Annotated in this window: 8 protein-coding genes; 3 read left to right on the top strand and 5 right to left on the bottom strand. The window is 67.7% G+C overall.

Annotation, left to right across the window (positions count from 1 at the left end):
• Positions 1–7: 7 nt before the first annotated feature.
• The 5 genes from gsiC to C4B30_RS19910 form a co-directional block, all read right to left on the bottom strand.
• The gene (gsiC, locus tag C4B30_RS19930; protein ID WP_027782832.1) at positions 8–928 is read right to left on the bottom strand and encodes a glutathione ABC transporter permease GsiC; all 921 of its coding nucleotides are present in this window, start codon (positions 926–928) and stop codon (positions 8–10) included.
• A 67-nt stretch (positions 929–995) separates the two neighbouring features.
• Positions 996–2,558: a glutathione ABC transporter substrate-binding protein GsiB gene (gsiB, locus tag C4B30_RS19925; protein WP_027782831.1), complete on the bottom strand. Its 1,563-nt coding sequence runs from the start codon at positions 2,556–2,558 to the stop codon at positions 996–998.
• Positions 2,559–2,660: 102 nt separating this feature from the next.
• On the bottom strand, positions 2,661–4,559 hold the full coding sequence (locus C4B30_RS19920) for a dipeptide ABC transporter ATP-binding protein (protein ID WP_105132893.1): 1,899 nt from the start codon (positions 4,557–4,559) through the stop codon (positions 2,661–2,663).
• A 25-nt stretch (positions 4,560–4,584) separates the two neighbouring features.
• On the bottom strand, positions 4,585–5,583 hold the full coding sequence (locus tag C4B30_RS19915; protein ID WP_105132892.1) for an isoaspartyl peptidase/L-asparaginase family protein: 999 nt from the start codon (positions 5,581–5,583) through the stop codon (positions 4,585–4,587).
• On the bottom strand, positions 5,580–6,524 hold the full coding sequence (locus tag C4B30_RS19910) for a MurR/RpiR family transcriptional regulator (protein ID WP_027782828.1): 945 nt from the start codon (positions 6,522–6,524) through the stop codon (positions 5,580–5,582). The genes C4B30_RS19915 and C4B30_RS19910 overlap by 4 nt, the downstream gene beginning before the upstream one ends.
• A 468-nt stretch (positions 6,525–6,992) precedes the next feature.
• Here C4B30_RS19910 and C4B30_RS19905 point away from each other — a divergent pair, with 468 nt between their 5' ends.
• The 3 genes from C4B30_RS19905 to C4B30_RS19895 all read left to right on the top strand — a co-directional run bounded on the left by C4B30_RS19905 (position 6,993) and on the right by C4B30_RS19895 (position 12,003).
• Complete coding sequence (locus C4B30_RS19905) at positions 6,993–8,264, top strand: MFS transporter (protein ID WP_105132891.1); 1,272 nt, start codon at positions 6,993–6,995, stop codon at positions 8,262–8,264.
• Between the two features lie 27 nt (positions 8,265–8,291).
• Complete coding sequence (locus C4B30_RS19900) at positions 8,292–10,712, top strand: glycoside hydrolase family 31 protein (protein WP_105132890.1); 2,421 nt, start codon at positions 8,292–8,294, stop codon at positions 10,710–10,712.
• Between the two features lie 103 nt (positions 10,713–10,815).
• On the top strand, positions 10,816–12,003 hold the full coding sequence (locus C4B30_RS19895; RefSeq protein WP_105132889.1) for a porin: 1,188 nt from the start codon (positions 10,816–10,818) through the stop codon (positions 12,001–12,003).
• The last annotated feature ends 6 nt before the right edge of the window (positions 12,004–12,009 follow it).

Here is a 12,009-nt window from a genome sequence, read left to right as displayed (position 1 = left end):
GCGCCCCTCACTTGAACCGGATGGTCGGGTTGATGACCGCGTACAGCACGTCGACGGTCAGATTGATCAGGATGAATTCCAGCGAGAACAGCAGCACGATCGCCTGGATCACCGGGTAGTCGCGCATCGTCACCGCGTCGACGAGCAGGCGCCCGAGCCCCGGCCAGTTGAACACGACCTCGACGACGATCGAGCCGCCGAGCAGAAAGCCGAACTGCAGCCCCATCATCGTGACGACCGGGATCATCGCGTTGCGCAGGCAGTGCTTGAGCACGACCATCGGCTCGTGCACGCCCTTCGCACGCGCGGTGCGCACGAAGTCCTCGTTCAGCACCTCGACGAACGACGCGCGCGTGAAGCGCGCCATCACGGCCGCGACCGCGGCGCCGAGCGTCAGCGACGGCAGCACGTAACTCTTCCACGAGCCGTCCGGCACGACCGGCAGCCAGCCGAGCTTCACCGAGAAGATTTCCATCAGCAGCATGCCGAGCGCGAACGCGGGAAACGAGATGCCCGACACCGCGAGCGTCATCCCGAGACGGTCGGGCCAGCGATTGCGCCAGACCGCCGACGCAATCCCGATCGCCATGCCGAACAGCGTCGACCACACCATGCTGACGAGCGTCAGCATCAGCGTCGGCATGAAGCGTTCGCCGATCTCGGTCGAGACCGGCCGCTTGCTGCGCGTCGACATGCCGAAATCGCCGTGCGCGATCTTCGTGAAGAAGTTCGCGAACTGCGCGGGCAGCGGCCGGTCGAGCCCGAGATCGGCCCGCACGAGCGCGATCGTCGCTTCGTCGGCTTCGGGGCCGGCCGCGAGCCGCGCGGGATCGCCCGGCAGCAGGTGCACGAACAGGAACACCAGCACCGCGACGATCGCGAGCGTGGGCAGCAGGCCGAACAGGCGTTTGACGAGGAAATTCAGCATGGGACACCGATCGAATCAGCGCACCGGCGGCTCGCGCCGCCGGCACTGCGTGGCGGACGAACCGCCGTCATTTCAGCGAGATCTCGTCGAAGTTGAACGAGCCGTCCGGCATCACGTATGCGCCCTGCAGCCGCTTGCTGCGCGCATACACGATCTTCTCCTGCACGAGGAAGATCCACGGCGCGTCGGCCCAGATCTGCTTCTGCGCATCGGCGTAGAACTCGGCCTTCTTCGCGCGATCGGTCGTCTCGAGCGCCTTCGTCAGATCGCCGTCGACCGCGTCGTTCTTGTAGTACGCGGTGTTGACGAGCTTCGGCGGCGCGGACGCGCCGGCCAGCAGCGGCGTGATCGCCCAGTTCGCTTCGCCCGTCGACGACGACCAGCCGATGTAGTACATCCGCACCGGCGCCTTCGCCGGATCCGGCGCGCTCTCGACCTTCGCGACGCGCTCGCCGGCTTCCAGCGCCTGCACCTGCACCTTCACGCCGACCTGCGCGAGCTGCTGCTGCACGAACTGGATCGCCTTCTGCGACGTCGAGTTGTTGTAGGCCGACCACAGCGTCGTCTCGAAGCCGTTCGGATAGCCGGCTTCCTTCAGCAGCGCACGCGCCTTCGCCGGGTCGTACGGCCACGGGCCGAGCTTCGTCGCGTAATCGACGCCCTGCGGCACCACGCCGGTCGACGGCGTCGCGAAACCGGAGAACGCGACCTTCGCGAGCGCTTCCTTGTTCACCGCGTAGTTCAGCGCCTGGCGCACCTTCGGGTTGTCGAACGGCTTTTGCAGCATGTTCAGCGACACGTAGCGCTGCACGATCGACGGCCGCTCGACGACGTCGACCTTCGGGTTGCCCTTCAGGTCGGCCGCCTGCTCGAACGGAATGCGGAACGCGAAATCGGCTTCGCCCGTCTTCATCAGCGCCGCGCGCGTGTTGTTGTCGACCACCGGCTTCCAGTCGATCGCGTCGATCTTCGGATAGCCCTTCTTCCAGTAGCCCGCGAACTTCTTCACCTTCAGGTCGTCGGTCTGTTTCCACTCGACGAACTCGAACGGCCCGGTGCCGACCGGATGCAGCGCGATGTCGCGGCCCCACTTCTTCAGCGCGGCCGGCGAGATCATCACGGCCGACGGGTGCGCGAGCGTGTTGATGAACGCCGAGAACGGCTCGCGCAGCGTGACCTTCACCGTGGTCGGATCGACGACCTCGGTCTTCTCGATCACGCGGAACATGTTGTAGCGCTTCAGGTGGTTCGCGGGATCGGTCACGCGGTCGAAGTTCGCCTTCACGGCCGCCGCGTTGAAATCGGTGCCGTCGTGGAACTTCACGCCCGAGCGCAGCTTGATCGTGTACGTCTTCGCGTCGGGGCTGGCTTCATAGCCCGTGGCGAGCACGTTGACGAGCTTCATGTCCTTGTCGAAGCCGAACAGCCCCTGGTAGAACGACTTGACGACGGCCTGCGACACCGTGTCGTTCGCGTCGTACGGGTCCATCGTCGTGAAGGTCGAATCCACCGCCATCACCGCGGTCTGCTGCGCGTACGCGGGCAGCGCGGCCGACAGCGCAAACGCGCCGGCGAGCGCGACGAAGCATGCGCGCGGACGAAACATCGGAAACGGATGCTGCTGGGTCATTTTGCTGGGCTCCTATCGGTGAATCGGTGACGCCTCACGGGCGTTTCGGTTTCGACTGCCTGCGGGTTCGTGCGCCGTCATCGCGGCGCACGATTCCACCACTCAATACGCGCCGCCGACGCGATGCGTCGCGACGTAATGATCGGGGCCGACCGCGACGAGCGGCGCGACGACCGGCTCGTCGCCGACCGCGCGGATCGGGCTCGGAATCTCGTCCGCCGCGAGCTGGCGCGGCGCATGCCGGCGCGCGGGGTCGGCCACCGGCACCGCACTCATCAGCTTCCTCGTGTACGGATGCTGCGGCGCCTCGAACACCGCGCGGCGCGGGCCGATCTCGACGATCTGGCCGAGATACATCACCGCGACGCGATGGCTGACGCGCTCGACCACCGCCATGTCGTGCGAGATGAACAGGTACGCGACGCCCAGCTCGCGCTGCAGGTCGAGCATCAGGTTGACGATCTGCGCCTGCACCGACACGTCGAGCGCCGACACCGACTCGTCGGCGATCACGACCTTCGGGTTCAGCGCGAGCGCGCGCGCGATCGCGATCCGCTGGCGCTGGCCGCCGGAGAATTCGTGCGGATAGCGGCGTGCGGCTTCCCGCGGCAGGCCGACCTTGTCGAGCAGCCAGTCGACCCGCGCCTGCGCTTCGCTGCCGCTCGCGACGCCGTGCACGAGCAGCGGCTCCATGATCGAGAAGCCGACGGTCAGGCGCGGGTTCAGCGACGCGAACGGATCCTGGAAGATGAACTGGATGTTCCGGCGCAACGCCTGCAGATCCGGGCCCTTCAGCGCGCTGATGTCGCGGCCGTCGAATTCGATCGAGCCGCTTTGCGATTCGACGAGGCGCAACAGCGAACGGCCGGTGGTCGACTTGCCGCAGCCCGATTCGCCGACGAGCGCGAGCGTCTCGCCCGCGCGCAGCTCGAAGCTCACGCGCTCGACCGCATGCACGTATTGCGACACGCGGCCGAACACGCCGCTCTTCACCGGAAAGCGCGTGACGAGATCGCGCACGCGCAGGATCGGCGGCGCGGCAGGATCGACGAGCGGCTGCGCGTCGTTCGCGGCGGACGCCGTGGTCGGGGCCGTCGCGTTCGTGCCGTCCACCTTGAGCAGCGGGAATTTCTCGGGTACGTCGGTGCCCTGCATCGAGCCGAGCCGCGGTACGGCCGCAAGCAGCGCCCGCGTGTAGCGATGCGCGGGCGTCGCGAAGATGCGGTCCGACTCGCCCTCCTCGACCTTCTCGCCGCGGTACATCACGAGCACGCGGTCGGCGACCTCGGCCACCACGCCCATGTCGTGCGTGATGAAGATCACGCCCATGTTCATTTCGTCCTGCAGCCCGCGGATCAGCTGCAGGATCTGCGCCTGGATCGTCACGTCGAGCGCGGTCGTCGGCTCGTCGGCGATCAGCAGCGCGGGCCGGCACGACAGCGCCATCGCGATCATCACGCGTTGCCGCATCCCGCCCGACAACTGGTGCGGATAGCGTGCGAACACGCGGCGCGCTTCCGGGATGCGCACCAGATCGAGCAGCCGCAGTGCTTCCGCGCGCGCTTCGGCGGCGCCCTTCGACTGGTGCAGCGCGATCGCCTCGCTGATCTGGTCGCCGACCGTAAACACCGGGTTCAGCGACGTCATCGGCTCCTGGAAGATCATCGCGATGTCCGCGCCGCGGATGCCGCGCATCGTCGCGCCACTCGCCCGCGCGAGATCGACCAGCGCGCCGCCACGGCGCCGGAACGCGATCCGGCCGCTCGTGATTTCGCCGCCGCCGTGCTCGACGAGCCGCATCAGCGCGAGCGACGTGACCGACTTGCCCGAGCCCGATTCGCCGACGATCGCGAGCGTCTCGCCGCGATCGACGTGAAACGACACGTTGCGCACCGCGTCGAACGTCGCGCCTTCGCGGCGGAACGTGACCGACAGATCGTCGACGGCCACCACGCGCTGTTCGGGCAGCGCCGGGACCGACGGGTTACGGCTCGAAGTCATGCGTCTCTCCTCGTGCGATCGGGGATCAGGCCGCGTCGTCGCGGTAGATGCCGATGACCGGCGCTTCACCGACGCGCGCATAGCCGCGGTACATCCCTTCGGTGTTGAACGGCATCGCGACGTTGCCGTGTGCGTCGACCGCGATGATCCCCCCGCGGCCCGCCAGGCGCTGCAGCTTGTTCATCACGACGTCGTGCGCGGCATCGGCGAGCGACGCGCCGCGATATGCGATCTGCGCGGCGACGTCGTAGGCCGTCGCGAGCCGCATGAACATCTCGCCGGTGCCCGTCGACGATACCGCGCAGGTCGCGTCGTCCGCATAGCAGCCGGCGCCGATGATCGGCGAATCGCCGACTCGCCCCGGCTGCTTGTTCGTGATGCCGCCCGTCGACGTCGCCGCCGCGATGTGGCCGTTCAGGTCGCACGCGACCGCGCCGACCGTGCCGTGCTTGCGGTCCGGATCGAGCGGCTCGGCCGGCTGCGGCTGTTGCTGCGACTGGCCGAACACGAAGGTCGCCGCATCGTGATCGAGCATCGCGCCGGCCGCCGCGCGCGCCTTCACCCACTGCGCATGCCGCGATTCGGTGTCGAAGTAGCCGGGTTCCGCCAGTTCGAGCCCCTGCGCGGCCGCGAACGCATCCGCGCCCGCGCCGGCGAACAGCACGTGCTCGCTCGCCTCCATCACGCGCCGCGCGGCGAGCACCGGATTGCGCACGCGGGTCGCGCAGCAGATCGCGCCGGCGCCGAGCGTCGCGCCGTCCATGACCGCCGCGTCGAGTTCGTGCTTGCCTTCCGCCGTATAGACGGCGCCGCGCCCGGCGTTGAACAGCGGACAATCCTCGAGCATCCGCACCGCGACGGTGACGGCGTCGATCGCGCTGCCGCCCTCGGCCAGCACCTGTTGCGCGGCCTGCAGGATCGCGGTGAGTTCGGCGCGGTACCGACGTTCGGTGTCGGTATCCATCGCTTCGCGCAGGATCGTGCCTGCGCCGCCGTGAATCGCGACGATCGCGGGTGAAGTCATGATTTTTTCGGACGTGGGAAAGAAGGGTTGGCGGCCGGCAAGGCCGCTTGCGGCTGCACGAGCCACGGCAGCAGGAATTCGGTCATTTCGGCGGCGGATTTCGCGGACCGGTGAGTGCGCAGCGCGACCGCATCGATCAGCGCCTCGATCATCGTCAGCACGGCGGCTTCCGACGTGGCCGCGAAACGCCGCTCGGCCTTGACGTACAGGTTCAGCGACGCGATCGGCGCGAGCGGCGATTGCGGGCCGTCGGAGATGCCGAGCACGCGGGCGCCGCGCGCCGCCGCACGACGGGCCAGCTCGATCGTGTCCTTCACGTAGCGCGGAAACGCGAGCGCGATCACGAGATCGCGCGAATCGGCCGTGTACAGACGTCGCGCCGCATGCGAGGGGCCGCCGAGCAGCGCGAGCGATTGCACGCTGTCATGGCAGACGGACAGCCCGTGCTCCATCAATCCGGTCAGGAACGCGCTCGATCCGGCGCCGAGAATCAGCACGCGCCGCGCGCCGACGATCGCCTCGACCGCCGCCTCGACATCGGCCGCGTCCAGCTGCGCGCGCGTGTTCTCGATGTTGGCGGCAGCCTGGTCGAACACCGCGTCGATCCATGCGGCGCCGCGTACGCCGGACTCCTGCTCCTGCGCGGAACGCAGCCGTTCGACCGGCCCGAGCGTGGCCTCGAAGCCGCGCACGAGCGCCGCGCGCATTGCCGGATAGCCGTCGAAACCGAGCGCCTTCGCGAAGCGGTTCGCGGTCGCGATCGACGCATTCACGGCCTGCGCGAGCTCGTCGATCCGCATCGTCGCCGCGCGAAACGGGTTCGCCAGCACGAATTCGCCCATGCGCCGGTGAATCGGCGTCAGCAACGGCATCGCCGACGCGATCCGCTCGGCGATCGCGGGTTCGTCGTGACTGACATCGGGCGGAACGAGAGGCGTCATGCGAAGGGTCGTTGCAAGGTTCGATGAAAATCAATTTACACAATCTGCTCCCTGAAAAGAAATAAATTTTCATCAGGGTTGTCACGCCCCGTCCGGCATGCGCCGACCGTCCGGACGATCCTCCGGCCCGCCGCACGGGCCTTTGACGGGCGACTGCCTGCCCCGCCGCTCGTGCGGCCGTCACCACTCCCCGGGAAAACCCCGAGTACGTTCGTTCGAATGCAGATTCACGTTGACCGGATTCGTATTCGAACATAGGATGTTCGAAAATGATCAGTCGTCAGATAACATTGCAGTTCGATGACGATGAAATGTTCGCTTGAACACCGTAATTTCGATATGAACCGGTAAAAACCGGCACGCATCAAGATCGGACATCGTACGAACAAAACGAAACAAGCCATCCTGGACGGATGGCCCTCATGGACCGGGCAGGCGCCGCGCCGCCCTCCCTGACAGGAGACAGCAGTGAAGACAGTCAAGGCGTTGCGCTGGTGGATCATCGTGCTCGTGTGTCTCGGCACGATCCTCAACTACCTCGCACGGAATTCCCTCGCGGTGCTCGCGCCCGAGCTCAAGCAGGTGTTCGCGATCTCGACGCAGCAGTACTCGTACATCGTCGGCGCCTTCCAGATCGGCTACACGATCATGCAGCCGGTATGCGGGTTCATCGTCGACCTGATCGGGCTGCGGCTCGGGTTCGCGCTGTTCGCGATGCTGTGGTCGGTGGTCGGCGTCGCGCACGGCTTCGCCTCCGGCTGGCTGTCGCTCGGCATCCTGCGCGGCTTTCTGGGCCTGTTCGAGGCGGCCGCGATTCCGTCGGGGATGAAGGCCGTCGCCGAATGGTTTCCCGATCGCGAGAAATCCGTCGCGGTCGGCTACTTCAACGCGGGCACGTCGCTCGGCGCCGCGATCGCGCCGCCGCTCGTCGTGTTCCTGTCGATGCGGTTCGGCTGGCAGGCCGCGTTCATGGTCACCGGCGCGCTCGGGTTCGTGTGGGCCGCGCTCTGGTACACGCAGTACCGGTCGCCGGCCGACCATCCGCGCCTCACGCCGCAGGAACGCACGCTGATCCGCGAAGGCCAGGCCACGATGCCGCCCGTGTCGAAGCGCCGCATCCGCGACGTCGTCACCGCGCGCCGCTTCTGGGCGATCGCGCTGCCGCGCTTCTTCGCGGAACCCGCCTGGCAGACCTTCAGCTTCTGGATTCCGCTGTACCTCGCGACCGAGCGCCACATGCCGCTCACGCAGATCGCAGTGTTCGCGTGGATGCCGTTTCTCGCGGCCGACCTCGGCGGCATCGCCGGCGGCTACCTGTCGCCGTATCTCGCGACGCGCTTCAAGCTGCCGCTCGTGTGGTCGCGCGTCGCCGGCGTCGCGCTCGGCGCGGTGCTGATGCTCGGCCCGGCGCTGATCGGGCTCGTGTCGTCGCCGTACACGGCGATTGCGCTGTTCTGCGTCGGCGGCTTCGCGCACCAGATGATCTCCGCGCTCGTCAACACGCTGTCGGCCGACGTCTTCGATCCCGAGGAAGTCGGCACCGCGAGCGGCTTCGCCGGGATGGCCGCGTGGATCGGCGGCCTCGGCTTCTCGCTGCTGGTCGGCGCGCTCGCCGACAAGATCGGCTATGCGCCGCTGTTCGCGTGCCTCGGCCTGTTCGACATCATCGGCGTCACGCTGCTCGCGGTGCTGATCCGCGGGCAGTCGAAGCAGGAACGCCTGCTCGCGCAGCACGCCTGACGTCCGCTTTCACCAGGAATCGCATTCATGACTTCGCTCCTTCATCCGCCCCTGTTCCGCGTCGGCGGCCACCACGCGAACCGCGTGCTGCTCGCATCCGATACGGGCGCCACCCTCGAAATCTTCGTGCTCGAGGACGACATCGTGCGCGTGCGCGTGCTGCCCGACGCGACGGCGCGCACCCCGCGCACGTGGACGATCGCGCCCGGTCTCGACGACGTGCCGCTCGACGGGCGCGACCGCCTCGACCTGAGCGACTTCACACTGCCCGCATACGAGCTGGCTGAAGACGACGCCGCCGTGCACATCGAAACCGCGCAGATCCGGCTCGCGGTGCGCCGGCAAGGCGGCCATTGCACGTGGTCGATGCGCGGCGCGGACGGCGCATGGCGCGTCGCACTCGCCGACCGCGCGACGCAGGCGTACAACTTCGGCTGGTGGGACGATCGCGCGTATCACTACGTCGCCCGCGAGCGCGGCGACAAGGTATTCGGCCTCGGCGAACGCGCAGGCGAACTCGACCGCACGGGCGCACGCTTCGAGATGCGCAACATCGACGCGATGGGCTACAGCGCGAAGCACACCGACCCGCTGTACAAGCACATCCCGTTCTACATCACGTGGTCGCCCGAGGCGTGCCAGGGGTTCGGGCTGTTCTACGACACGCTGTCCGACTGCTCGTTCGACATGGGCCGCGAGCTCGACAACTATCACGGGCTCTATCGCTATTTCGTCGCCGAGCACGGCGACCTCGACTACTACTTCATCGCGTCGCCCGATACGCCGCTCGCGGCCGCGCGGCGCTTCACGTGGCTCACCGGGCGCCCCGCGCGCACGCCGAAATGGGGGCTCGGCTATTCGGGCTCGACGATGAGCTACACCGACGCGCCGGACGCCCAGCAGCAGATGAACCAGTTCGTCGAGCAGTGCGACGCGCACGACATCCTGTGCGATTCGTTCCACCTGTCGTCGGGTTATACGTCGATCGGCGCGAAGCGCTACGTGTTCAACTGGAACCGCGACAAGTTTCCCGATGCGAAGGGTTTCGTGCAGCACTATCGCGACCACGGCATCCGCCTGTGCGCGAACATCAAGCCGTGCCTGCTACGCGACCATCCCGCCTTCGACGAAGCCGCGCGGCGCGGGCTGCTGATCCGCTCGGCATCCGGCGAACCCGCATGGGTGCAGTTCTGGGACGAAGTCGGCGCGTATCTCGACTTCACGCAGCCGGACACCTACCGCTGGTGGCGCGAGCAGGTCACGTCGGCGCTGCTGGAATACGGGATCGAGTCGACCTGGAACGACAACAACGAATACGAGATCTGGTCGCCCGACGCGATCGCGCACGGCTTCGGCCAGCCGTTTCCGGCACGCGAGGCGAAGGTGCTCCAGACGATGCTGATGATGCGCGCGTCGCGCGACGCGCAGCGCACGCATGCGCCGGCGCGCCGGCCGTTCCTCGTGTCGCGCTCCGGCGGCGCCGGCATGCAGCGCTACGTGCAGACGTGGTCCGGCGACAACTTCACCTCCTGGGAAACGCTGCGCTACAACGTGAAGATGGGCCTCGGGCTCGCGCTGTCGGGCGTATCGAACATCGGCCACGACATCGGCGGCTTCTCCGGCCCAGCGCCGTCGCCCGAGCTGCTGCTGCGCTGGGTGCAGTTCGGCATCTTCATGCCGCGCTTCAGCATCCATTCGTGGAACGACGACGGCACCGTCAACGAACCGTGGATGTACCCGGAGATCACAGCGCAGGTCGCGTCGTTGATCAAGCAGCGCTACCGGCTGCTGCCCTACCTCTATCACCTGCTGTGGCTGTCGACGACGCGCTACGAGCCCGTGCTGCGGCCGACCTTCGCCGATTTCCCCGGCGATGCGCGCTGCTACGACGCATGCGACGACATGATGCTCGGCGACGCGCTGCTGGTCGCGCCGGTCGTCGATCCCGGCCAGACCGAACGCACGGTGTACCTGCCGTCGGGCGCACGCTGGACGTGCTGCGCGAGCGCGCAGTCGTTCGACGGCGGCGCGAGCGTGACGCTGCCCGCGCCGCTCGACACGCCGGTAATGCTGCTGCGCGAAGGCCGCGTGCTGCCGCTGAACGTCGCGGAACAGCATTTCGGTGCGCGCGCCGATACGCGCGGCTTCCTCGTCGCACCGCGGATCGAGGACGGCGTCGCGTCCGGCGAATGCGTCGAGGACGACGGCGAGACGGAAGCATGGCGCGACGGCGAATACGGACTGTGGCGCATCGAGACCGGCCGCGAGGCGTCGGGCGTGCTCGGCGTGTCGGTCCGCTGGGACGGCCGCGCGGCGCGCCCGGCCGATCGCGTCGAGATCCTGCTGCCCGCGTCGCTGCACGGCCAGATTGCCGTGCGCGGTGCGCGTGTCGAGAAGGATGCGCGGGACGGTGCGTGGCGCCGCCTCGTCGTCGCGTTCGACCGCTGAGCAAACCCGATCAGGCGGGCCGTTCGCGCGGCCTGCCGCCTGCCATAGAGGAGGCATTCAACCTCCCGCCCCTTGAAAAGATGAAGAGACCCGGAGATCGACAATGAAAGCACCCGTCAACCGTTACGCAATCCTGATTTTATCGGCCGCGTCGCTCGGCACGGCCACCGCCCACGCGCAAAGCAGCGTCACGCTGTACGGCGTCGTCGACGATTCGCTCGCGTACGTGAACAATCAGCAGGGCCACTCCAACGTGTACATGCGCGACGGCAACCTGTATGCGTCGAAGTTCGGGCTGCGCGGCGACGAGGATCTCGGCGGCGGCACGCATGCGATCTTCGACCTGCAGTCCGGCTTCAACCTGAACAACGGCGCGCAGGCCGCCGCCGGCACGATCTTCAACCGCCAGGCCTTCGTCGGCCTGCGCAACGTTCGCTACGGCACGGTGACGGCCGGCCGCCAGTACACGCCCTACTTCCTGTTCGTCGGCCCGTACGCATCGAGCAGCTGGCTGACCGGCGCGACCGGCGCGCATCCGGGCGACATCGACGGCCTCGACACGACGATCCGCGTGAACAACTCGGTCACCTATACGTCGCCGACCTTCGCCGGGCTGAGCGCGAGCGCGATGTACGCATTCGGCGGCATTGCCGGCGCGACCGGCAAGGGCAACACGTTCAGCGCCGCGCTGCGCTACGCGAACGGGCCGATCGGGATCGCGGCCGGCTACCTGCGGATCAACAGCTCGGGCTCGTCCGTGGGTTTCCTGAATCCGGCCACCGCATCGTCGGGCAGCTTCGCGGTATCCGTGCTGAATCAGGGCTACCTGACCGCGAAGGCCGTCGAGCAGGTCGCGGCGGCCGGCAACTATACGCTCGGCGACCTGACGATGGGGCTCAACTATTCGAACGTGAAGTACCTGCCCGGCAACGGCTCGATCTTCACCGACACGGCCGTGTTCAACACCTACGGCGCGCTTGCCGCGTACCGCTTCACGCCGACGTTCTCGGTGGCCGGCGCATTCGCGTACACGCTCGCGTCGAAGGCGAACGGCGTCGCAAGCGCGGCCCGCTATCAGCAGTATTCGCTGAAGGAGTCGTACAGCCTGTCGAAACGCACGACGCTCTATGCGCTGCAGGCGTACACGCATTCGAGCGGACAGACGCTCGGCGCGCAGGGCGCCGGCCACGTCATCGACGCGGCGCCGATCGTGGGCGATTCGCAGCAGCTCACGCCGTCGACGACGCACGGCCAGTTCGTCGGCATGGCCGGGATCGCCGTCACGTTCTGAACCCGT

This window comes from Burkholderia sp. BE12, from assembly GCF_002959955.1.
GTDB lineage: Bacteria > Pseudomonadota > Gammaproteobacteria > Burkholderiales > Burkholderiaceae > Burkholderia.
The sequence above is the reverse complement of the archived record's forward strand: the minus strand, read 5'-3'. Positions and strand labels throughout refer to the sequence as shown.

What these genes read in the sequence shown, in the direction of transcription:
- C4B30_RS19910 (WP_027782828.1), bottom strand. Translation starts at nt 6,524, where the DNA reads ATGACGCCTCTCGTTCCGCCCGATGTCAGTCACGACGAACCCGCGATC.
- gsiB (WP_027782831.1), bottom strand. Translation starts at nt 2,558, where the DNA reads ATGACCCAGCAGCATCCGTTTCCGATGTTTCGTCCGCGCGCATGCTTC.
- C4B30_RS19900 (WP_105132890.1), top strand. Translation starts at nt 8,292, where the DNA reads ATGACTTCGCTCCTTCATCCGCCCCTGTTCCGCGTCGGCGGCCACCAC.
- C4B30_RS19915 (WP_105132892.1), bottom strand. Translation starts at nt 5,583, where the DNA reads ATGACTTCACCCGCGATCGTCGCGATTCACGGCGGCGCAGGCACGATC.
- gsiC (WP_027782832.1), bottom strand. Translation starts at nt 928, where the DNA reads ATGCTGAATTTCCTCGTCAAACGCCTGTTCGGCCTGCTGCCCACGCTC.
- C4B30_RS19920 (WP_105132893.1), bottom strand. Translation starts at nt 4,559, where the DNA reads ATGACTTCGAGCCGTAACCCGTCGGTCCCGGCGCTGCCCGAACAGCGC.
- C4B30_RS19895 (WP_105132889.1), top strand. Translation starts at nt 10,816, where the DNA reads ATGAAAGCACCCGTCAACCGTTACGCAATCCTGATTTTATCGGCCGCG.